Below are 23,518 nucleotides of genomic sequence, written 5' to 3' on the forward strand. Positions count from 1 at the left end.
GTTCTTAGAAGCATAAAAACTAAAGCGTTTTCAAACAGCAACAACAGGGACTTTTGAATATTTCACCATGGTAATTGTCCTCATTTTCAGGCTTAGAAACCCGTTCGTCAACGATTTTATGTAAATTTTTAACTAAATGAGGCGAAACAACCAAAATTGCCATTTGAGAAACCATACGAAAGACCAGCATCTTTTTTATGAATTCATATTTATGAAGGCAAAACAAAAAGAGCAGACAGCTCCTTTATAAGGATTCTATCTGCTCTTTACTATTTATCTCTATACTATTCTGCTTTATCTTCGCCAGCAGTTTCAGCTGCAGCGGGTTCAGCAGTATCTTCTTCTGTTGGCTCTTGCGCTGCTGGAGGTGAAATACGGACAATCAAAGTGTCCTCAGGCGTTAATACTTCCCAGCCTTCATGCTTCGGCAAATCAGATACCAGCAATTGATCACCAATATCTAGTCCACTGATATCCACTTCAAAGGATGCAGCTATTTTATCTGGAAGTGTGCGAATATCCAGCTCATGCAATTCAATTTGTTGCACGCCGCCGCTCTTCACACCTACTGGTTCACCTGTAAAGTGGAACGCTACTTTTGTATCCAATTTGGCCTTCATATCAATCTGCTGAAAATCAATGTGCAGCAGTTGTTTAGAGATTGGCTGACGTTGGATTTCTTGAATAACCACGTTCTTTTTGCCCGAGTCTGGCAATTCCAAAGTAAGAACAGCCCGTGGGTTGCTGGCTAAAATACCTGAAATTGTCTTAGCATCCGCTGTAAAGGACTGGCTATCTGAACCTGCACCGTACACGACTACCGGTACAAAGCCTTTTCTGCGCTGTGAAGAAGTCGAGCCGGATCTTTCTGTCAAACGTACTGTTGTATTCACGATGATTCCTCCTAAGTAGGGATTTTATACTAGACCGATTAGATATGTACGCCTAACCTAACCACTCTCTAATTACCCCATTGACCTGGCTTTGAAACCTCTCAAGACTTTTGAGCCTAGGTAAAAATAAGGTCAAATTGTATTATTATACAATTCAACATTAATTATTCATGTCTTAGGAGTAAATCATTGCTATATTTGTGACAACTATCAAACTAAATGACAAGCTACAAAATGGTTACTGCCAACATCACGAAATACCGGGATTTCAGATCTGCAAACCTCTTGCGCAAAGGGACAACGGGTATGGAATTTACAGCCAGAAGGCGGGTTTACCGGACTCGGAATATCTCCCTTAAGTACAATCCTTTCCCTTTTCAGCTTTGGAATAGGAATCGGAACAGCCGACAGCAGCGCTTTGGTATACGGGTGGAGCGGATTCTTAAACAGTTCATCTCTTGATGCCGTCTCCATCATAGAGCCCAGGTACATGACACCGATTCTTGAACACAAATGCTCCACAACACTCAGGTCATGGGAGATGAACAAATACGTTAACCCTCGACTCTGCTGGAGCTTACTGAATAAATTAATAATCTGTGCTTGGATGGAAACATCCAGTGCTGAAACTGGTTCGTCTGCAATAATCAGCTCAGGATTCAAAACAAGCGCACGGGCGATCCCGATCCGCTGCCGCTGCCCCCCGGAGAATTCATGCGGAAAGCGATCAATATGATAAGAAGATAAACCGCAAGCCGCTAGCGCTTCAAGCACCAGATCTCGCACCTCGGACCTTGAGCATAAACCATGATCTAGTAAAGCTTCACCAATGGCATCACCTATACGAACCCGTGGGTTAAGAGAGCTATAAGGATCTTGGAAGATCAACTGCATTTGGGGTCTAATATTGCGCAATTCAGCGGGAGACAGGGAGTGAATGTCTATCCCTTTGAATTTGATCTCACCTGCCGTTTTATCCGTTAGCCGTAAAATCGTCCGTCCGACTGTACTTTTGCCGCTCCCAGATTCCCCTACAAGCCCAAACGTCTCCCCAGGTTGAAGTGTGATGCTAATATCATCAACAGCCTTCACATGCCCAACGGTTCGATTAAGCAGCCCCTTAGTAACAGGGAAATATTTCTTTAAATGATTGACCTCAAGCAGTGCCTCAGGCATGAACAACCGCCTCCTCATACAACCAGCAAGCTACCTTTTGTCTGCTAGCTACCTCTTTAAGCCGGGGCTGCTGGCTGACACATACAGGCATGCAATGCTCACAGCGGTCATGAAAATAACAAGAGGGCACCAGCTCAAGCGGATTTGGCACTTGACCTGGTATGGAATACAGCTCATCCTGTCGCTGATTGATTACCGGCTTCGATTTGAGCAGCCCTTTTGTATAGGGATGTTTGGGGTTGTTGAACAATTCAACAACCTCCCCCTCCTCCACAATCTTTCCGGAATACATAACAATCACATAATCGGCCATCTCTGCCACTACGCCAAGATCATGGGTGATTAGTAGAATGGACATGCCCGAGCTATCTTTAATTTCACGCAGCATATCCAGAATTTGCGCTTGAATCGTTACATCCAGCGCCGTAGTCGGTTCATCAGCAATCAAAAGTTTTGGACTGCAGGCAATGGCAATAGCAATCATGATCCGCTGCAGCATACCTCCACTTAATTCATGCGGGTAACTATCAGCAATTTGCTCTGGTCGTGATATGCCTACCTGCTTAATCAGTTCAATCGCCCGGATACGCGCCTGTTTCTTGTTCATCTTCAGATGTACAATCAGCGGCTCCATGATTTGCTCACCGATCTTGATTACAGGATTAAGGGAGGACATGGGCTCCTGAAAGATCATCGCGATCTCATTCCCGCGGATGGTCCGCAGTGTGTTTTTGTCCATTTTCAACAAATCCTCACCCTGAAAATCAATTTTCCCTTGGGCTACCTTGCCCCCTGGTTCCTCGACAAGTCCCATGATGGACATCGCAGTCACGCTTTTGCCGCAGCCTGATTCTCCAACGATACATACCGTCTCTCCCTCGCGAACACGGAAGCTTACATCATCAACGGCTTTCACTTTTCCTTCTTCCGTGAAGAAGTATGTACTTAGACCGTCTATATTCATTAAATCACTCATCTGAGGGTCACCTACCTCTTCTGTTTAGGATCAAGCACGTCCCGGAGTCCGTCTCCAAAGATATTGATCGCGATCACTGTCGCAAAAATCGATAACCCTGGTGGAATCCACAGCCACGGCCGATCCTGAAAGTCGATCATATTATTCGCAGCATCAATCATATTGCCCCAGGTTGGAGTTGGCGGCATAACACCTAGCCCAAAAAAGCTAAGAACCGATTCACTCAATATAGCGCCACCGATGTTAAGGGTAGCCATAACGATCAGCAACGGAACGATATTCGGCAGCAAATGATTAAATAATTTACGCCGATCACGGAGGCCTAATACTACCGCCGCCTGCATAAACTCACGTTCACGCAGGCTAAGCATTTGCCCCCGTACCATACGTGCCATACCCGGCCAGCTAACAATACTAAGCATCAGCATAACGATATACATCCGATAATCCGTTGGAATCTTCCACTCCGATAATAACGCACCAAAAATAAAGAGCAGTGGCAGACTCGGGACCGTCAATAAAAGATCCGCAATCCGCATAATGATTTGATCGGCAATACCGCGGTAATACCCAGCAATAGCCCCCAAAAGAGCACCGATAAACACCGAAAGAACCATTGATGCTAGTCCTACGGTCAGTGAAATGCGCCCCGCCTGCATTACCCGGGTCAGAATATCTCTGCCCAATGCATCAGTGCCCAGCCAATGCTTCATATTGGGTGCCTTGTTCATCATAGCCATATTAATTTTGTTATCCGTATAAGGTGAGAACAGCGGACCAATAAAACAAAGCGCAAACATAAAGATCACCACCACAAATCCGGATACCGCCAGCTTGTTCTTCAGCAACCTCCGCATGGATTGCCGGAATAAAGAGGATTTTCCTTTGGTGGTCTGCGGCTTCGCGATCCCAGCTACATTACTTTGAACTGCCACGTCAGCTTCCTCCTCTCTATAGCCGAACTCTAGGATCGGCAATCCGGTACAAAACATCCGAAAGCAACGTTCCTATGACGGTAAGTATGGCAATAAACATCGTAAAGCCCATCAGCAAAGGATAATCCCTTAGTCCGAAGGACTGCATATACAGTTGGCCAATCCCAGGCCAATTGAATATTTTCTCAATAATAAGTGATCCGCCAAATAGTGCTGGAAGCTCAAAACCAACCAGTGTAATTGCGGGCAGCAAGGCATTACGTAAGGCGTGTGTAAAGAGCACCTTGCGTTCTTTTAGGCCTTTGGCGCGTGCCGTACGGATATAATCCTGTTTTAAGACATCAATCATATTGCTGCGGAAATAACGGGTGAGCGAACCTAATCCCAGAAGGGTCATAACTACAACCGGAAGGGTCATATGCATTACGATCTCCTTAAAGTAAGCCAAACCCGTAGCATTACTACCCGTGGTGATTATTCCACCTGGAGGCAGCCACTTGAGATCGACGGCCAGGATTTTGATCAGGAATAAGCCTATAAAAAATGACGGCAGCGACATTGCTGCAAATATAGCGATCATCACTAGTGTATCGAACCAGGAATATTGCTTATAGGCAGAGATGACGCCAATAATGACCGCAATCACCCACGTTAGAAACGTAGATACGGCAGCCAGCAAAAAGGAATTCCAAATATAATCATTAAAAAGCTGCAGCACAGGCTTTTGTTGAGCTAAGGAATACCCGAAATCACCATGCAGCGCATTCTTCATCCAGATCCCATACCGTTCAAGCACAGGCTTGTTTAAGCCGTAGATTTCACGAAGCTCAGCTTTGCGTTCAGCGGTCAATTTAATATTTCCGGTTATGAAATCACCGGGAGTTGAAGCATACAGACAGAAGATCAATAATGATGCCGCAAATAAGATGATGACCATGTACAACAGTCTTTTCGATAAATAAGCGCTCATGACAGACTCCTTATGATTCGTCCCCTGCCCTTGAATCCAGTCAGGGCAGGGGACACTGGTTTATTTATTTCAGGCTCCAAGTTGGCAGACTGCCAGCAAGACCGATGAACGGGCTGACCGAGAGATTCTCAATACGTCCGTTATAGGCGTATACTGTCTTTTTATAACTTGTAAAAATAATAGGCAGTTCATCATTGAAAAGCTGATACAGCTCTTTATATACCGCTTTGCGTGCCTCAATATCAGTAGTGGCCAAGGCTTTGTTGTACAGCTCTAGGAATTTCGGATTGTCATAATCCGTGATTTCTCCATCGAAGAATTGCATGAACCCGTCAGACGGATCAGTCAACATGCTTGTGGAGAAGGATACGAGATCATAGTCCCCACCTTCTACTTTCGATACCAGTGAGTTAAAGTCTGCGAAAACCTCAGGCTGGAATTCGATACCCAGCGCTTCAAAATTCTCTTTAGCTACAGCGATGAAAATATCTGTGTTTTTGCTCTTCGAACCGAGGTAATGGATGCTCAGCGGTTTGCCATCTTTTTCACGGATCCCCCCCGCGCCTACCGTCCAGCCAGCTTCATCGAGCAATTGTTTTGCTTTTTCCGGATCATATTTGTAAGGATTAATACCTTCCTCAGTGTAAGACCAGGAAATCGGCGATGCCGGGATGTTGGCAATAGAACCTGCACCTTGTGCTGCATCCACATAAATACTCTGACGATCCAAACCGTACACAATAGCTTGACGTACAAGCTTATCCTTGAGCTGCTCATGCTTGAGGTTAACTTGCAAGTAACCATAGGTACTTGGAGTGTATGGAATAATATTCACAAAACCAAGTGCTTTCAGCTTCTCGATATTCTCGTCTGTCGCACTAAAGGAAGCGTAGTCCACTTCACCAGTTTCTACGAACTGCCATACGTCGCCTTCCGTAGTTTTGTAGATGAAATGCTCCGTCTTTGGTTTACCTTTGAAATAATTCTCATTCGCTACAAAACGCACTTCTTGACCTGGAATAAATTTTTCCAGCTTGTAAGGTCCATCGCCAAGTGGCTTCTCATGCAGCTTTTTAATGTATTCAAGATTTCCAATTTTATAGTCCTTGCCATAGTAAGCTTTCGATAGTACATTCGAGCCGAGCTGTACCAGCGCCGTTGCGTTTGGTTGCTCAAGGGTTGCTGAGATCGTCTGTGGATCAATTACTTTAATGCCCTCAACTGTAGGGGATGTACCTTCCTTATAGGCTTTGCCGCCTTTAACATTTAGCGATGGAAGCTGGGAGCTACCGTCATACGATTTGTCGTATTGGATCGTCCATGTAAATGCCACATCATCCGCTGTTAACGGTGAACCGTCGCTGAATTTCAAATCTTTTCTCAAGTGGAACGTGTATGTAAGCTGATCATCCGAAACATCCCAGCTCTCCGCAAGCTCCGGCGTTGGAACGCCTTTGTCATCAACAGTTACGAGAGAAGCGTATAGCAGTGAAGAGACATTGCCATCATAACCACTTTGTTGAAAATAAGGAGTGAACGCTCCGCTTGGGTCCGTAAGCCCAACGATAATGGTATCTGTACGTTTCTGGGCCACCGCTGGAAGTTTGGATAAATCCGTGGCAGTAAAAGGTTCGCTTAGAGCACCCGCAGGAACAATCTCTGGTGCAGTGGTTGCTTCCACATTGGTTGAATTGGAGCCTGCAGCCGCATTGTTTGCGGATGAGGATTCGTTATTACTGTTATTAGCGCAAGCAGAAAGTAACAGTGACCCCGTAAGCAGTAATGAAGTGATTACAATCGCATTTTTTCTCATGTACCTATCTCCCTTTTCTCTCTGATAGAATAATAACTATAATTCCTACCCGTTAAGTATGAATAACATCTGATGTTCATTATAGAAAGGTTTTCGAGTTCTGTAAAGAGAGAACTTCAAAAAAATTCTCCATAAACAGAATTAGGCGATAATTAAAACAAATAAAAAAGCCAAAACCCCTCTCTGCATAAGAGAAGCCCTGGCTTTCAGACGGTTATTTTTTTCAAAATCATTATTTCAAATACTCGAATAGCTGCTCGTTCATCCGATGAATACCTTCAAGACGCAGACTGTATCCGGTGACATTCTCTCCTTCAATATAGGCATGAAGCAAACCTGCACAACGAAGATTAAAAATATGATCATGCACAATCCCCTTCGAGATACCCGCATGCTTAACAATTTCGGTAAACGTCTTACGGCCATCACTAAGGGCTTGGAGGATTTTTAGCCGGCTTTTTTCACTCAGACTACGGATCGCTCTGTACATAAAAGGGGAGATTTCCTCATTCTCCATCGATATCCACGCCGCATAATGGCAGATCGTTAATTCCCCATAGCAATAGATAATATTAGCAGGCTGAAAATGATACTGTGGAATCAGTACGAGCTTCTTAAGCCCATCCGTAGGCATGAAGTAAAATCCGTTGGTCGTCTTGTTCACGAAATCCGCAGTGTCCAGTTCATTAAGCTCCGTGTTCTTCGAATCCGCATGCTGCTGCAGTTTGCTCAAAATCGCAGGATTGCATTGGCTAAAGTACTGGCGGTTCCACTCGGAAAGTAAAAATACTACGCGGTTACGGTAATCCTCCATATGGCTTGGAAATACCTTTACATATTTTGATAAGGTCTCATATAACTCACCAACCGATAACCGTTCAATCCAGTTCAACACACTGTCTACATCATCCTTAAATGGACAACAGTAAATGAGCAGATTCAACATTTTCCACTCATTGTTTAGTTCGGTTTCTTTCAGACGGGATAACAGCTCTTCACTGAGCGTGCTTTCAATTTCATTAGCCCACGCTACCCCTAAATCAATCTTCTTATAGGATTTTTTGCAGAGATAAGTATGTAAGCTGTTCAACAATTCATAAATCGATCCAAATTCAACCTCAACCTTGTATTCCACAATGATTCCTCCTGCTAGCGGTTCTTTTCAGTAGTGAGATATTCTCTTAATCTTATTGTATTATCCTGAGAATACGCAAGCTACTCTATAAACGGGAGTGTATAAAAATTCATTAGCTGCTGTTTCAGCACCGAATTTTCTGCATTGCACGCTGGTTTAGCTGTCATTTCCGCGAGCGTGGGCGCTATCGGACACAGCTGAGCTTGTGCTAATAGCGTCTGCTCGATCCGCTGGCTTCAGCGGGAGATCAGGACTCTGCGCTATCGGACATAGTTGACCTTATTCTAATAGCGTCTGCTCGATCCGCAGGCTTCAGCGGAAGATCAGGACTCAGCTCTATCGGACTCAGTTGACCTTGTGCTAATAGCGTCTGCTGGGTCCGCAGGCTTCAGCGGGAGATCAGGACTCAGCTCTATCGGACTCAGTTGACCTAATTCGCAGTATTATCTCCTTTTCAGCATGCTATCGAACTCCATAGGCACTATGGGCATTAAAAATACCTATTTCGTGCCTATTCCAAAGGATTAGCTGCTCTGGTGTCCGAAAATTTACTCAAACGGCTAAATATGTGCAAATAGCGTCTGCTGGGTCCGAAAGCATCAGTGGGAAATTAGAACTCTGGTCCGAAAGGTTCTACGGAGGATTAGTATCCTACGCTATCGGACACAGTTGACGTTATTCGTAGTATTATCCCATTTTTTGTGTGCGATCGGACTCCATAGGCTCTACGGGCATTAAAAATGCCTATTTCGCTCCTATTCCAAAGGAATAGCTGCACTGGGGTCCGAAAATTTGCTCAAACGGCTAAAAATGTGCAAATAGCGTCTGCTGAGTCCGAAAGCATCAGTGGGGAATTAGGACTCTGGTCAGTAAGCTTCTGCTGAGGATTAGGATCCTACGCTATCGGACACAGTTGACGTTATTCGCAGTATTATCCCATTTTTTGTGTGCGATCGGACTCCATAGGCGCTATGGGCATTAAAAATGCCTATTTCGTGCCTATTCATAAGGAATAGCTGCACTGGGGTCCGAAAATTTACTTAAACGGCTAAATATGTGCAAATAGCGTCTGCTGGGTCCGAAAGCATCAGTGGGAAATTAGAACTCTGGTCCGAAAGGTTCTACGGAGGATTAGTATCCTACGCTATCGGACACAGTTGACCTTATTCGCAGTATTATCCCCTTTTCAGCATGCTATCGGACTCCATAGGCGCTATTGGCATAAAAAACGCCAATTTAGTGCCTATTCCACAGGAATAGCTGCGCTGGTGTCCGAAAATTTACTTAAAAGGCTAAAAATATGCAAATAGCGTCAGCTGGGTCCGAAAGGTTCTGCGGATAGGAAAACCAAGGGTTACGGGGTTACGGGGTTACGGGGTTACGGCATTTCGGGGTTCCGGGGGTTCCGGGGGTTACGGGGGTTCCCAGCGTTCCCAGTTTTCAGCTTACCAAAACAAATACTTGAGGTTAGTTAACTCACACTTGCTCATATTCTGCTATAGCCAAGTTGCCCACATGGACAAAAATGCAGCTCAGCGATCCACGGGTAACAAGGAAAGCAACATTCAGCCCGAAGAACAATCAATCTGGTTCGTTCCTCGCTTTTTGCAATTCATGGTAGTAAAATATAGGCAATAACTAATTAGGAGTGAAGCCATAAGATGCAAATTCAAAATGAAAACGGACGTTTTTTTGTTGCTAATGACGGTAAGGACCTTGCCGAAATCACATACAGTTTGGATAAAGAAACCGGGGAATTGGTCATTGACCACACTCGTGTCTCCGAAGAACTGCGCGGGCAAGGTACTGGACAAGAGCTTGTACGTGCTGTTGTGGACAAGGCTCGGAATGAGAATTTAAAAATTGTACCCGTGTGCTCCTATGCTGCGCATCAATTTGAGAAGTACCCGGAGTACAAAGACGTGCTGAGCGGGAATACTGGCGGGAGAGCTTAAAACCTGCTCCCGTTTCCGCGAAGCTTTTTTAGTAACTATGCGAACTTATAATAGTTCAAATACACTTTAGGGGGAAACGGGTTTGACGTCTGCCGACACTTTTAAGAATATTGAGGAATTGCAACAACGCTGTGAGCAATATGAAGGAATCTCATTAAAACTGAATTGGGATATGCTCCGCCAGCCATCAAGCGCAGGTGATACGGAATGGCTTGTGACTTATGAGGACGAATTACTGGTCGGTTTCTTGGGACTCTATGGTTTTGGAAGCGATATGGAGGTCTGTGGCATGGTTCGGCCAGGCTACCGTCGACGCGGAATCTTCACCTCTCTGTGGAACCGAGCACAAAACATAATCAAACGCAATAAAGTCTCTACTCTTCTTCTAAATGCACCCGCCGCTTCTTCATCTGGAACTGCTTTCCTGCAAACCTTGCCTCTACAGTTCAATCACGCTGAATATCAAATGAAATGGGATGGCAATTCCATGGTTTCTTCTGATGTTAGCTCAGCAACAGGGACTGTGGTCTTACGGCCAGCTCGTGAAGAAGAGGCACACATTCTGGTCGAACTGGATTGTGGAGGTTTTGATATGAAGACAGAAGATGCTGCCGAGCAGTATGAGTTGCACAAACAGGAAGATATGCAAGAGAATATTATGATCGAGATGGACGGCAGGCCTGTTGGGAAAATGCGAGTGTGGACTGAAGATAATGAATCCTGGATCTATGGATTTACAGTCGACAAAAAGCTACGTGGGCTTGGCATTGGCCGCAGCGCCCTTCTTCAGACCATCGAACGAGAGCGCCAAAATTATAATGGTGTAAATCTGGAGGTCGCACTGGATAATCCCAATGCACTTAAGCTGTATGAGAGCTGCGGCTTTGTCATTCAGAATAAACAGGATTATTACCGATTTATCGGCTAATCCCCCGACCTAACTCTTGAGATTTTAATAAAGCAGTAACAATAAGACCTCCTTACTTGCTGGTGTTCTAACCTGCAGATAAGGAGGTCTATATTTATTATAGTAAATAATTCGCTTCGCCTCTCTCATTTCTACGATCGCTGCAGCTTAAGGAACCGTCAGCTAACACTTCACGCTCAAGAAATACGGATAACAAACGCACATAATCCAGTGACTCCATAAGCGAGATTGCCTCTCCAGCAAAGCAGTATTTACGTCCATCCAGCAGCGAGAAAACTTCCACGGTCTCCGCTGGCTCACCATAAGCATGATGGCAAAAAACATTGGCCATATGCATAAATCCAGTGATGATATCCTCATTGCCATTAACCATAAACTTCTGAATGTTCACGCTCCGGCCACTTTTTGAAGAGTTCCAAGCCAGTTGTGTAATCATCGATAACTCCAAATTCAACGCTGGAACTGGGACATGCCACTGTTCATATAACATCACTGGAATCTCCTGTAGATGATTGCTTGAAACGATACGCATAAGCTCATCAGCTACACTCGTTTTGATATCCCAATATTGCAAAAGGGAGGGAAAAGCATCTCCCCTAGGAGGCCACCGTCGCTCTAACAGAAATTGTATAGGTGTCTCTCTCCGCACTTCCGGCAGCAGACTATAGAAGTCATTAAGCGTATGCCCCACAGCATATTGAACCTGCTGGCGCCAGCGTGGGAGCCCCGTCGCTGGAGCTCCGCTAGCTAAATTCTCAGTCCCGCCCAGCATAATATGCTCCATGCGATAATCGTGCAGCCGTTTATACGGAGGGGTATGTACAGCCCTTGCTTTGTTAAACCAACTTCCCACTGGCCCCCCCATCTTAGGTTACCGCCATACAGGCTTCGATGAATTGACGTCCGAATTGACGGCAGGCTTCTTTTTCTACAGCATTAGGGCCATACTCAATCTTTAGGCTATCTTGCAAAATGACTGCTCCACGCGCCTTTAACTTCTCCTCGATAACATCCACTGCCCCACAATAAATGGCGTAGCCTGTATCCCCACTACCAAAAACTGCTGACTTCATGGCAGTCAAATCAAGTTCATCCATCTCCTCATAGAAATCAAGAGATTCATCGGGCAACTCTCCGTCACCCCAAGTATATGCCCCTAGCAGAACGCCTTCATATGATTTTATCTCAATCGCATTACATTCAGTGACCGACTTCAAAACAGCCTCACCGCCTGCTTGGCGTATTCCTTCTACAATCAATTCAGCCATTTCTTCAGTGTTGCCAGTTAAACTAGCATATGCCACAAGCACTTTAGCCATAAACTCCTGTTCCTCCCCTACTAACACCTTAAATTTAAATCATATACGCTTCACCTCATTCTATTTGATAATGATTATCATTGTCAATAAATAAAGTTAAAAAAACGCAAACTCCCCGTTATTACACACGGTTGAAGTTTGCGCACCGTCTCATTTTTCTTAAAAAGAAGCTTAATAAGCACCTTCCAGCAAGGTTATGTGATTCCCATCAGGATCACGAAAATTCATTTCTTTACCGCCATATTCCATCGTAACAGGTGGCTGACAATCCAGTCCCTTAGCTTTCAACTGCTCGTATGTCTCATCAAGATTATCACAGCCGAATACTAAATTAACAAAACCTGTCGTAAGATTTTCCCACTTTGCAGCATCCCAAATAATAATTCCCGGCTGTTTCTTGTCAAAACCAAGCTTTGCCCCGTCGAAATTACCGTAGCCTTCGAAAGGCATAGGAATTCCTAGTACCTCCGTATAAAATTTAGCTGACACCGCAGTATCTTTAGTGTAAATGTTAGTCCCTTCAAAAGACGAAATCATAACTTGTCCCCTCTCATTTTCATAATATGTCTCATTTCTTACATGGGTTTAGTCTAACAAGGTTAACACGCTTTGTATTGCAAAATTACGACATTCTTCGGCCTGCATAGACCAAGGCTTCAAGTGGGGTTCTTCCTGCATATTTTTTGAAATTATTGATAAAATGGGACTGGTGACTGTAACCATACGCGAAAATAAGATCCTGCATATTCTTTGTCTGCCCAGGTAAATGACACATCTCCCGCCATACATTCTGAAACCGCACGAGATCTGCTGTTTTTTTGGGCGATACACCTATATATTCTTGAAAAAGCCGTTCAAGTTGTCGTCTGCTTAAATTAGAACTGGTCTCCAAATCCTCTGCGGTCACAATCCCTTTTTGTTTAACCATAGTATAGACTGCGTTCATCATCCGATTGTTAGTCCGCCCTCTACGCTCAAGACGACGAAGCAGATAGGCTTCAGCGGCTGCAATCCTTTCGTCCATCGAGTTTACTTTCTCCAATAGATGACCAAGCTCTTTTTTAAAAGTGCCAAAATAATGTTCTACATCGACATGTGCATTCAAGACATTCCGCAGATGATCATCTGCAAAAAAATGAACCGCCCAGAAATGAAACCGGATACCAAAGGTTGAACTCCCCCCTGGCTTTCCGTCTGAAGAGACTTCAAATGGAGTGTCATTGATACCGGAGAAAAAAGTGTTTGTATTGCCTGATTCTCTATCCAAATCCCAAATAATATCCATACAGGTATCCGGAATTATTGTCTCCGTCTCAGGTTGTTGTATAGACTCCACATCTACAGAACCCCAAAAACAGCGAATAAACGGCTGCAAGGCATGGCTGGGCAGAAACTCACTAGTGTGGTTGGGTTTTGCAGTTATAGGGAAATACAGCGGTGAGAGATTGAACATAGCTTTAGTTCTCCGATCGTAAATAGGGTAAGAACTCTACTATCTGATCATACACAATCAAGTCTTGCAGCACCAGTTGAATAGCCGCATAAGCATGGGAATATTATACACCTCATTAGCATTGGACAAAATAATTGGTGAAGCTGGCTGAGGCGTAATTTGTTTGTAGCAATCAGGTGAAATGTTGTACAATAAAGGCTAAATGAATTTTTTTGAAGGATGGATTAAATCATGTATATAGCGAGCGATTGGAAAGACTATGAAGTAATTGATACAGGCGGTGGAGAGAAGCTCGAACGCTGGGGCGATATTATCTTGCGTCGTCCTGATCCACAGATTATTTGGCCTCTAAATAATGAGACCGCTAAATGGCGTGATGTGCACGGACATTATCACCGTTCCTCCGCTGGTGGCGGACAATGGGAAATGAAAAAAACCATTCCGGACGATTGGAAGATTAGCTATGGTAAATTAAAATTCCACTTACGTCCTACAAACTTCAAGCATACAGGACTATTCCCGGAACAAGCAGCCAACTGGAGCTGGATGATGGACAAGATTGCAGCGGCTAACCGTCCAATCTCAGTGCTGAATCTTTTTGCTTACACAGGTGGAGCTACTGTGGCAGCGGCGAGTGCCGGTGCGTCTGTCGTTCACGTAGATGCAGCCAAAGGTATGGTGCAGTGGGCGAAAGAAAACGTTCAGCTGTCTGGTCTTGGAGAACGTCCAGTCCGCTTTATCACGGATGATGTATTCAAGTTCGTACAACGTGAACAACGCCGCGGAAGTAAATATGATGCGATTATTATGGACCCTCCTTCTTACGGAAGAGGACCTGGTGGAGAAATGTGGAAGCTTGAATCAAGCTTGTATCCTTTCCTTGAGAGCTGTATGGAGATTATGAGCGACAACCCTTTGTTCATGCTCATTAATTCCTACACCACAGGAATTTCTCCAACTGTACTGCGCAACATGTTGTCCATGACCATGGGCAAACGTTATGGCGGAAAGCTTACCTCCGGCGAAATCGGTCTTCCGATCACCTCCTCCGGCATGAATCTGCCATGTGGTATCCTGGGTCGCTGGGAGGCGTAAGCCATGACACAGCATAGTTCCGGCAACAATGAGGCTGTAAGCGGCGGATCACAACGCTTTGAAGTGTTGTACGAAGACAACCATCTTCTGGGGATTGTAAAACCCGTGAATATTCCTGTTCAGGAGGATGCAACAGGCGATCCTGACCTGCTGAACCTGCTGAAAGAAGATGTGAAGGAACGTTTCAACAAACCCGGCAACGTCTATATCGGTCTGGTCCACCGTTTGGATCGACCGGTTGGGGGAGCAATGATTTTTGCCAAGACTTCCAAAGCGGCTTCAAGACTATCCGAGAGTGTCCGTACTCACGGCTTTCATAAGGTGTATTTAACAGTCGTGCATGGTAAACCGCCAGCCACTCGTGGCCGTCTTACAGATACGCTGCTTAAAGACGCAAAGAGTAACACCGTCACTGTGGTTCGAAAAGGAACTCCCGGCGGCAAGGAAGCAATTCTGGATTACACAGTTCTTGACAGTGCAGAAGGATACAGCCTGCTTAAGATTGATTTACTTACAGGCCGTTCCCACCAAATTCGGGTGCAGCTAAGTTCGATCGGCTGTCCATTATACGGTGATCAGAAGTACGGGGCTTCAGTGAACAGACCGGGGCAACAAATTGCGTTATGGTCAGCACTTGTAGGATTCCCTCACCCTGTTACTAAAGAAGAAGTGGAACTCATCTCTCTGCCCCCACAAACCCATCCTTGGGATCTGTGGCCGCGGGAAACACTAAAAAAAGGGCTGTTCTAAAGCAGCCGTTTCTAGGCATTGAAACGATCCCTGTTATTTAAAAACGAGGCAGTGATTCTCCGGTTAGTGGAGAATCACTGCCTCGTTTTTGGTTCTGCGTCTGCTACTTGAACAGACTATGGGAAGAGGGTCCACGCACGCTGAAGTGTTCTTCCTAGCTCCGCAGGATATGCTTAGTCCGATTATTCCAGCCGGGCATTGAATATCCCTTTGAGATTAAACATCCTTTCGAGATTAAACATTCCTTCCACCTTCCAGCCTGAACTTAGCTAACGGTCAACCGCTCTGTTTAGCAGTGGATCAGCGGTGGATCAGTAGTGGAACAGCAGTGGTTCAGCAGTGGTTCAGCAGTGGTTCAGCAGTGGATCCTAGATGGAATCTGAAATGAAAAGTAAGATAACTGCATTCTATACACTTATTCCGAATAAAAAAGCAGTAGATCGGATTTTAAGTGTACTTTTTACAATTAAAAATCAGGGAAACTGCAAAAAGAGAAGTAAATCAAGAAAATAGTTGTATAAAATACAGTTAAATTTCATCAATCGAGTAATTAGCAAATAATAGCTGTACAAAATACAACTAAAGCATCTAGATGCCTCTAATTGCTCTAAAACACTCTAAATGCTTCTACATACTCTAAATACTTCTAACACTCTAAATGCTTCTACATCCTCTAAATGCACTAGTGATACAGCAAAGCTATTTGCTTCAAGGTGTAGAACCCTCCGGTGTAGTTGTAACAACCATTTTGCCCATTAAGTAGAGCAGTAACTGTTGGTTATGAGAGGAGATCGGATCAAGCGCTTCCGCAAAAAAATCACTGCGGATCTTTAGACCACGTGCAGTTTCTTCCTTTCCAGTCTCCGTTATGCTCACCCATACAATCCGCCGGTCCGAAGCATCTCTTTCCCGCACAATAAGCTCATGCTTCTCCATCCGATCAAGTAACATCGTAACCGCTGCAGGACTGGTCGCCAAATGTGGAGCCAGATCAGAAGGCTTCATGGCGTCGCGTTCCTGAAGCAGTTCAAGTACAGTAAGTTGGGCATCCGTCAGCGTTGGAGCAAGATTACTGTCCATATGTAATTTATAATCTTTTAAAATCTTATGCCAAATTTTACTGAATTCAGAAGCATGCACACTTATTCCTTCCTTTCCTCGCGGTTCTATCCGGTATATCTACATTTTCGCGAAACAACTTCCATTTCCTGCAAAAGAAGAAAAAATAATTCTGCCGGACCTTCAGCATAAAAAAATAAAAAACGACGCTTAGTCAACCCTCCAAAAGAGCGGACTAAACGCCGTTATAAAATCACTTGTTAATCGCTAGTTTTAATGAACCGATGGGAAAAGATTTATGATCTCATCCTTTTTCTCCACAGCTACAATCTGTTTGCCTGTAGAACGACGCTCGCCCAGCGGCGCTGATTCAGAGGAGAACGTATGGTGGGCATTCTCACGAGTAACGGCATTCAGTTCTAATGGCTCCTTGCAATAGAAAGCCCCTGCTAACCTGCTGCCATTTGGACGTATTCGTTTGCCTTCCTTGAATTCGAAGGTTGGCATTCCTTTGCCACCACGGCTTTGTGATGGATAATCCACAAGTAATGAACGTTTCGCATAACCAATATCAGAAATAGCAAGGATTTCGCCTTCATCTTCGCTGACCCAGAAGCAGGAAATCACCTCGTCGCCCTCGCGCAGCTGAATTCCTCTTACACCAGATGCAACGCGACCCATAGGGTTAACCTCATTCTCATGGAATCGGATACTCATTCCCTCACGGGTAACCAGCACAATGTCCTTGTCATTCGTACTGGAAGCCACTGTAATGATCTCATCACCCTCGGCTACCTTACAGGCCGCTACAGCTCCAGAACGGCTTGTAGAGTATTCCTTGAGCTCTGTACGCTTCACCTGACCCCGACGGGTGACGAACACAAGACTTTGCTGCGGATCATCTAGATTATTAACCGGAATCACACTAACGATTCCATCTCCTTTAGACAATCCAATGACATTCACAATCGCTGTACCAGGCTCTTTCCATTTAAACTCCGGAATCTGGTGCACAGGAAGCAAGAAGTATTGCCCCTTGCGGGTAAATACCAGCAGACTGTCACGGGTATTCACATCCAGCAGCCTGACGATATGGTCACCTTCTTTGACGCCTGAGGTATGACGCTCCCCACCTGAACGGGTGAAGGAAAGCATACCAGTCCGCTTAATATAACCATCTGCTGAAAGAGCAACTAGCACATCCTCCGCGTTGACCAGCGCTTCAAGGCTAACCTTGAGCTCCTCTACTTCGCCTTGGATCAGAGAACGGCGATCAATGCCGTATTTGTCGCGAATCTCCAGCAGTTCCTTACGGATTACAGAAACTAGCTTTTTGTCGCTTTCCAAAATGCCGCGCAGATGTGTAATCTTTGCCATCATTTCATCTAACTCTTTCTGGAGTGAAGTGATCTCCAGATTGGTCAGACGATACAATTGCAAAGTAAGGATCGAATCGGCTTGGCGTTCACTGAAGCCGAACATCCATACGAGATTGTTCTGAGCATCCTGACGGTTTTTCGACGCTTTGATCGCAGCGATAACCTCATCCAGAATGTTCAGTGCTTTAACTAAGCCCTCTAAGACATGAGCACGGTCTTCTGCGCGTTCCAGATCGAACTGGGTGCGATGAGTCACAACTTCACGCTGATGCGCGATATAAGCTTCCAGGATGGCTTTTAGACCAAGCTGCTGAGGCGCTTTGTTAACAATAGCAACCATATTGAAGTTATAGGTAATTTGAAGATCGGTTTTTTTGAGCAGATAGGCCAACACGCCTTGAGCATCAGCCTCTTTTTTGAGTTCGACTACAATCCGCAATCCCTCACGGCCGCTCTCATCACGAACCTCGGCAATGCCATCGATCTTTTTCTCCAGCCGAATATTCTCCATGGAAGTAACCAGCCGTGATTTTACAATCTGGAATGGAACTTCCGTAATCACGATTTGCTGCTTGCCGCCCCGCATATTCTCAATCTCTGTCTTGGAGCGCAGGTAAATACGGCCTTTACCTGTGCGGTAAGCATCCATGATGCCGTCTCCGCCCATGATCGTGCCGCCTGTAGGGAAATCCGGACCTTTCATAAAGGTCATAATTTCTTCCAGCTCAATATTTGGCTTCTGCATCACTGCGATACAAGCGTCAATTACTTCACGCAGATTATGTGGCGGAATTTCAGTAGCAAAACCCGCAGAAATCCCACTCGTGCCATTTACGAGCAGATTCGGATACCGGGAAGGAACCACAACAGGCTCTTTGGCGGTATTGTCAAAGTTATCTTTAAACAAGACGGTCCGCTTCTCGATATCACGCATCATCTCCATTGCAATGGGAGACAGCCGTGCTTCTGTATAACGCATTGCCGCAGCTGGGTCATCGTCCATGGAGCCCCAGTTGCCGTGACCGTCAACTAGCACATGCCCCATCTTCCAAGGCTGTGCCATACGTACCATACCATCGTAAATAGAGGAGTCACCATGTGGATGGTAATTACCCATTACATCTCCGACGGTTTTGGCTGACTTGCGGTATGGCTTGTCAGGTGTGTTGCCGGAGTCGTACATCGCGTAAAGAATCCGGCGCTGCACGGGTTTAAGTCCATCACGGACATCGGGGATTGCCCGGTCCTGAATAATATATTTGGAATACCGACCAAAGCGGTCACCGACGACCTCTTCCAGAAATGCCGGCAAAAATTGTTCTGATAAACTACTCACTTTGCTCACCTTCTGTTCCTCAAACTGCCCGTTTTAAAATAGTGTGGTGATTCTCGGGTACTTCAGGGATTTTTGGAATTCCGGGCACTATCGCTCCTACAGTTCCAAAAATCTTCTAGGTCCCATAAATCACCAAACTCTTAGAAAATCGGGATTATCGTCACTTGCAGCACTGACATTACTCTACAATTTCGGTGAAATCGACATTTTCAACAATCCAGCGTTTACGTGGATCGACTTTGTCACCCATAAGTGTTGAAACACGGCGCTCCGCCTTAGCGGCATCCTCAATCTGTACCTGAAGCAGCGTACGCGACTCTGGATTCATCGTTGTCTCCCACAGCTGATCGGGGTTCATCTCACCCAACCCTTTATAACGCTGAAGCTCGAAGTTTTTGCCGAATTCCTTTAAGTAATTTTGCAGCTCTTCATCACTCCATGCATACCTTACGGTCTCCAGCTTACCCGTTTTGCGGGTCAACTTATAAAGTGGAGGCTGAGCGATAAAGACCTTGCCTGCATCTAATAAAGGCTTCATATAACGATAGAAAAATGTCAGCAGCAGCACCTGAATATGCGCTCCATCGGTATCGGCATCGGTCATAATGATAATTTTGGAATAATTGCTGTCTTCGACAGTGAAATCCGGACCAATTCCAGCACCTATCGTAGAAATAATTGCTTTATACTCGTCGTTCTTCAGGATGTCCAGCAGCTTAGCCTTCTCCGGATTCATCGGTTTACCTTTTAGCGGCAATATCGCTTGAATCTTAGAGTCACGGCCTTGCTTAGCCGAACCACCCGCGGAATCACCTTCCACGATGAACAGCTCCGTACGTGTAACGTCCTTTGATTGTGCAGGAGACAGCTTACCGCCAAGATTCGAGCTTTCGCTGCGTTTCTTGCCTGTGCGGATCTCATCGCGGGCTTTACGTGCCGCTTCCCGGGCTTTCGACGCTTGAATCGATTTCTTCAGCAGGCTCTGCGCAACTTGTGGATTTTCTTCCAAGAAACGCGCCATATTTTCAGAAACAATATAATCTACTGCACTACGGGCGGAAGCACTGCCAAGCTGATCCTTCGTCTGTCCAACAAATTCAACCTCGGACATTTTTACACTGATGACAGCCATCATGCCTTCCCGCAGATCATTACCTTCCAGGTTTTTATCCTTTTCTTTAAGCAATTGCGTGCGGCGGGCATATTCATTTAATACACGAGTGTACGCAGTTTTAAAGCCGGTCTCATGTGTGCCCCCGCTGCGAGTTGGAATGGAGTTTACGAAGGAAGCCAAGGTTTCTGTGTAGCCTCCGTTGTATTGAAGAGCTACTTCTACCTCGATATCATCCTTTTCTGCACTGAAATGAATAACATCATGGAGAACATCCTTACCTTCGTTGAGGAACTGCACAAATTGACTGGCTCCACCTTCATAAAAGAATTCATCCTGACGGTTGCTCCGCTCATCTTGCAGTGTAATACGCAGACCGGAATTCAGAAAAGCAATCTCCTGAACCCGCTCTGCCAGCGTGTCATAATTCAGAGCAATTCCATTTGGGAAGACACGAATATCTGGCTTGAAAGTAATTTTCGAACCAGTTTTATTGGTGTTACCCAAGATTTCAAGACCAGTTACAGGTTCGCCGACATGCTCTTTGCCCTTCTTGTCCACCCAGTACTCAAACCGCTGACGATGGATTTTGCCCTCACGATAAATTTCTACTTCGAGCCATTCAGACAAAGCGTTTGTGACAGAAGCCCCTACGCCATGCAAACCGCCTGATTTTTTATAACCCGATCCACCGAACTTACCGCCCGCATGCAAAATTGTAAATACAACTTGCGGTGTAGGTACCCCTGTCTTATGCATTCCAGTCGGGATCCCCCGTCCATTATCGCTAACGGTTACCGAGCCATCCTTGCGAAGCAGTATGTCAATCTTTGTACAATACTTGGCTAAATGCTCATCTACGGCATTATCTACGATTTCCCATACTAAATGATGTAGTCCTGAAGAACTCGTACTGCCGATATACATGCCAGGTCGTTTGCGTACTGCAACCAGACCCTCGAGCACTTGAATGTCGTCAGCATCGTATCCAGTACGGCCATTCTCGCCGTTATTAGAAACTTCAGCAAACATATCGATCTGTTCGAGCATTCATGCTCCTCCTTCTTTTCTCTATACTAAGAAGAAACGGCTTGGCCGTCCTTTTTGTTAAGAACGGTATCCGTTACTGCCAAAAACCTAAGGATAGAATATAACGTGAAATTATACTCTCCTATATTTCTAAGAAATGCAAACAAACGTTTTGGTCACTTTGTTCATTCTAATTCAAAATATCCCTTTTCGTAAAGACGGCGAATGAAATGATCACCGAAGCGGCTCCCCATACAGCCAGCACAGCCATGGAAAATGACAAGGACATCCCTTCAATGGGGGCGGGAGTACCAGACAAATAGCTGGTCAGTCCAAGATTTACCATAAATAAGTATTTCGCTGTTGTCCAGGCAGAGGCCATATTGGTCAGTATACTACCTGCAATCAGCGCGGCCATCATAACTACTATACTCGCGGCAGTACTGCGAACAAGCACCGAGATCATGAATGCGAGCAGTGCAACCACTACGCTGACGAACCAAATCAAACCACCTTGCATAAGCATATATTTCCACTGAGGCACTGCATGTACAGTAGACATATCTAGCGAATCACCACTGATTTTAAAGCCTGTGAAAACAGGAATGTTAAAGCCTTTAAAACCAAAGGCGAGACCAGAGATAAAGTAGCTGATTGCAAATGTGGAAAGTACGATAAGCGAGACAAACATTAGCAGTGCTGTCATTTTGCTAAAAAGCACCTTCCAGCGCTTGACCGGCCTAGTCAACAGCATTTTGATAGTTCCAGTTGTCCTTTCGGCCGAGACCAAATCTGAGGCCACCGCCATAATAAGCAACGGAATAAATAATGTAACCGAATTATCCATAAATTCACGGGTAAAGGTAACCCCGCTAGGTTCATTCGGATTAACGTCATGGTGAAGATAATACTGAAGCTGTTGTACAAATATTCGCCGATAAGTCTTCCATTCCTCTGGAATCCGGTCACTTCCCAGTGAATTTTGATTATCGATAATCTGCTGCTGGATCTCAAGCCGCCAATCGGAATTAAACTTCTCCCGGCTCCGTTCGGCTGAACGCATCTGTGCATAGGTGAACATAGGCACCAGTACAATCAGAATCAGCAGTATAACATAAAACCGTTTCTTTTTTATAATCTTCAAGCACTCATTACGGATTAGCGGAAGCAAGTTACTCAACATTCTCACCCTCCGTTAGTTTCAAGAATAGCTGTTCCAGTGTCGGATTAATTTTATGCACAGCCCTCACCTCGATTTCAGCAGTAACCATTACGGCCACAATCTCGGGGATCAGATCCTGATCCATGATCGTTATTAAAGAATTGGGGCCCATCCCTGCAATAATTGAGTCATCTAATGTGACGTCTTCTAGTTTCTGAATCTGAATATCTGAACGATCAGCCAGCATTTCCCGAGCCTCAGCAAAAGGCTCCAGCTCCCAAAGTACATACGGCGAATTACGAGCGATCAGCTCATCTACCGCACCAACAGCCAATACACGCCCTTTACTAATTATCGCTACACGGTCGCAAAGAAGTTGAATTTCGCTTAGCAAATGGCTCGATACGAACACCGCCAGCCCTTCATCCGCCAGCTTGCGAATGAATTCTCGCAGCTCCTTAATACCTTTAGGGTCAAGTCCATTCGTCGGCTCGTCCAAAATAAGCAACCGTGGACGTCCCAACAGTGCCTGCGCAATGCCTAATCGTTGTCTCATCCCAAGCGAGTATGTACTTACCTTATCATGTATCCGCTGATCTAATCGAACAATATCTACCACTTCGCTAATACGTTCATTGTCTACACCAGGCTGCATCCGGGCAAAATGCTGCAAATTCTCCCACCCGGTCAAATAGGTATATACCTCAGGATTCTCAACGATAGAGCCTACATATTGCAATGCTTTTTCCGGATTTCGGTTCACATTGTACCCACATACTGTAATCTTGCCCTCAGTAGGACGAATCAAATCCACAAGCATGCGGATCGTGGTCGTCTTCCCAGCGCCGTTAGGGCCGAGAAAGCCGAAAATCTCCCCTTTTCTCACATCGAAAGTAACATCATCTATTATCCATTTCCGTCCTATTTTTTTACGTACCCCGTCCACAGACAAGACGACTGTGCCGGAGTCTTCACTATTCGCTTTTGTCATATTTAATTTAGCTCCTTGTGACTGTCATTTTCTCGGTTTGTACTTGCTCAAAG

At 45.2% G+C, this 23,518-nt stretch carries 20 protein-coding genes; 4 read left to right on the forward strand and 16 right to left on the reverse strand.

Annotated elements, in window-relative coordinates; genetic code table 11:
• Positions 1 to 284: 284 nt before the first annotated feature.
• The 7 genes from PODO_RS19595 to PODO_RS19625 all read right to left on the reverse strand — a co-directional run bounded on the left by PODO_RS19595 (position 285) and on the right by PODO_RS19625 (position 7,898).
• Positions 285 to 893 carry a 50S ribosomal protein L25 gene (locus tag PODO_RS19595; RefSeq protein WP_051491406.1) on the reverse strand — a complete coding sequence of 203 codons (609 nt, stop codon included), beginning with the start codon at positions 891 to 893 and terminating at the stop codon, positions 285 to 287.
• A 210-nt stretch (positions 894 to 1,103) separates the two neighbouring features.
• The gene (locus PODO_RS19600) at positions 1,104 to 2,069 is read right to left on the reverse strand and encodes an ABC transporter ATP-binding protein (RefSeq protein ID WP_036685744.1); all 966 of its coding nucleotides are present in this window, start codon (positions 2,067 to 2,069) and stop codon (positions 1,104 to 1,106) included.
• Complete coding sequence (locus tag PODO_RS19605; protein ID WP_036685742.1) at positions 2,062 to 3,045, reverse strand: ABC transporter ATP-binding protein; 984 nt, start codon at positions 3,043 to 3,045, stop codon at positions 2,062 to 2,064. The genes PODO_RS19600 and PODO_RS19605 overlap by 8 nt, the downstream gene beginning before the upstream one ends.
• A gap of 11 nt (positions 3,046 to 3,056) precedes the next feature.
• On the reverse strand, positions 3,057 to 3,980 hold the full coding sequence (opp4C, locus tag PODO_RS19610) for an oligopeptide ABC transporter permease (RefSeq protein ID WP_036685740.1): 924 nt from the start codon (positions 3,978 to 3,980) through the stop codon (positions 3,057 to 3,059).
• A 16-nt stretch (positions 3,981 to 3,996) separates the two neighbouring features.
• The gene (locus PODO_RS19615; protein ID WP_036685739.1) at positions 3,997 to 4,950 is read right to left on the reverse strand and encodes an ABC transporter permease; all 954 of its coding nucleotides are present in this window, start codon (positions 4,948 to 4,950) and stop codon (positions 3,997 to 3,999) included.
• 64 nt (positions 4,951 to 5,014) lie between these two features.
• A complete protein-coding gene (locus tag PODO_RS19620; RefSeq protein ID WP_036685737.1) occupies positions 5,015 to 6,763 on the reverse strand; it encodes an ABC transporter substrate-binding protein in 1,749 nt (582 codons plus the stop codon).
• Between the two features lie 232 nt (positions 6,764 to 6,995).
• The gene (locus PODO_RS19625) at positions 6,996 to 7,898 is read right to left on the reverse strand and encodes an ArsR/SmtB family transcription factor (RefSeq protein ID WP_038572383.1); all 903 of its coding nucleotides are present in this window, start codon (positions 7,896 to 7,898) and stop codon (positions 6,996 to 6,998) included.
• Between the two features lie 1,661 nt (positions 7,899 to 9,559).
• Here PODO_RS19625 and PODO_RS19630 point away from each other — a divergent pair.
• A complete protein-coding gene (locus PODO_RS19630; protein ID WP_038572385.1) occupies positions 9,560 to 9,853 on the forward strand; it encodes a GNAT family N-acetyltransferase in 294 nt (97 codons plus the stop codon).
• 82 nt (positions 9,854 to 9,935) lie between these two features.
• Positions 9,936 to 10,781 (forward strand): GNAT family N-acetyltransferase, encoded by an 846-nt coding sequence (locus tag PODO_RS19635; RefSeq protein ID WP_038572386.1) that lies wholly within the window; start codon positions 9,936 to 9,938, stop codon positions 10,779 to 10,781.
• 97 nt (positions 10,782 to 10,878) lie between these two features.
• Here PODO_RS19635 and PODO_RS19640 read toward each other — a convergent pair whose 3' ends face one another.
• From PODO_RS19640 to PODO_RS19655, 4 genes are all read right to left on the reverse strand, one after another.
• The gene (locus PODO_RS19640) at positions 10,879 to 11,646 is read right to left on the reverse strand and encodes a hypothetical protein (RefSeq protein ID WP_052097172.1); all 768 of its coding nucleotides are present in this window, start codon (positions 11,644 to 11,646) and stop codon (positions 10,879 to 10,881) included.
• Position 11,647: 1 nt separating this feature from the next.
• Complete coding sequence (locus tag PODO_RS19645; protein WP_038572388.1) at positions 11,648 to 12,100, reverse strand: flavodoxin; 453 nt, start codon at positions 12,098 to 12,100, stop codon at positions 11,648 to 11,650.
• Positions 12,101 to 12,271: 171 nt separating this feature from the next.
• On the reverse strand, positions 12,272 to 12,637 hold the full coding sequence (locus PODO_RS19650; protein WP_036685723.1) for a VOC family protein: 366 nt from the start codon (positions 12,635 to 12,637) through the stop codon (positions 12,272 to 12,274).
• An 85-nt stretch (positions 12,638 to 12,722) separates the two neighbouring features.
• Entirely contained in the window at positions 12,723 to 13,553 is an 831-nt protein-coding gene (locus PODO_RS19655; protein ID WP_036685720.1) for an AraC family transcriptional regulator, read from the reverse strand.
• A 231-nt stretch (positions 13,554 to 13,784) separates the two neighbouring features.
• On the opposite strand from PODO_RS19655, the gene PODO_RS19660 reads away from it, so the two are divergent.
• Both PODO_RS19660 and PODO_RS19665 read left to right on the forward strand, forming a co-directional pair.
• Complete coding sequence (locus PODO_RS19660; RefSeq protein WP_036685718.1) at positions 13,785 to 14,648, forward strand: class I SAM-dependent methyltransferase; 864 nt, start codon at positions 13,785 to 13,787, stop codon at positions 14,646 to 14,648.
• 3 nt (positions 14,649 to 14,651) lie between these two features.
• Positions 14,652 to 15,398 carry an RluA family pseudouridine synthase gene (locus tag PODO_RS19665; RefSeq protein ID WP_036685716.1) on the forward strand — a complete coding sequence of 249 codons (747 nt, stop codon included), beginning with the start codon at positions 14,652 to 14,654 and terminating at the stop codon, positions 15,396 to 15,398.
• A 708-nt stretch (positions 15,399 to 16,106) separates the two neighbouring features.
• Here PODO_RS19665 and PODO_RS19670 read toward each other — a convergent pair.
• From PODO_RS19670 to PODO_RS19690, 5 genes are all read right to left on the reverse strand, one after another.
• On the reverse strand, positions 16,107 to 16,538 hold the full coding sequence (locus tag PODO_RS19670) for a MarR family winged helix-turn-helix transcriptional regulator (RefSeq protein WP_036685713.1): 432 nt from the start codon (positions 16,536 to 16,538) through the stop codon (positions 16,107 to 16,109).
• A gap of 192 nt (positions 16,539 to 16,730) precedes the next feature.
• On the reverse strand, positions 16,731 to 19,172 hold the full coding sequence (gene gyrA / locus PODO_RS19675; protein WP_036685712.1) for a DNA gyrase subunit A: 2,442 nt from the start codon (positions 19,170 to 19,172) through the stop codon (positions 16,731 to 16,733).
• Positions 19,173 to 19,350: 178 nt separating this feature from the next.
• Positions 19,351 to 21,333 carry a DNA topoisomerase IV subunit B gene (parE, locus tag PODO_RS19680; RefSeq protein ID WP_036685709.1) on the reverse strand — a complete coding sequence of 661 codons (1,983 nt, stop codon included), beginning with the start codon at positions 21,331 to 21,333 and terminating at the stop codon, positions 19,351 to 19,353.
• Between the two features lie 169 nt (positions 21,334 to 21,502).
• Positions 21,503 to 22,492, reverse strand: a complete 990-nt coding sequence (locus PODO_RS19685; protein ID WP_036685819.1) for an ABC transporter permease — start codon at positions 22,490 to 22,492, stop codon at positions 21,503 to 21,505.
• Entirely contained in the window at positions 22,485 to 23,465 is a 981-nt protein-coding gene (locus PODO_RS19690) for an ABC transporter ATP-binding protein (protein WP_036685707.1), read from the reverse strand. Before PODO_RS19690 ends, PODO_RS19685 begins: the two co-directional genes overlap by 8 nt.
• Positions 23,466 to 23,518 lie beyond the last annotated feature (53 nt).

This window comes from Paenibacillus odorifer, from assembly GCF_000758725.1.
Lineage (GTDB): Bacteria > Bacillota > Bacilli > Paenibacillales > Paenibacillaceae > Paenibacillus_AQ > Paenibacillus_AQ odorifer.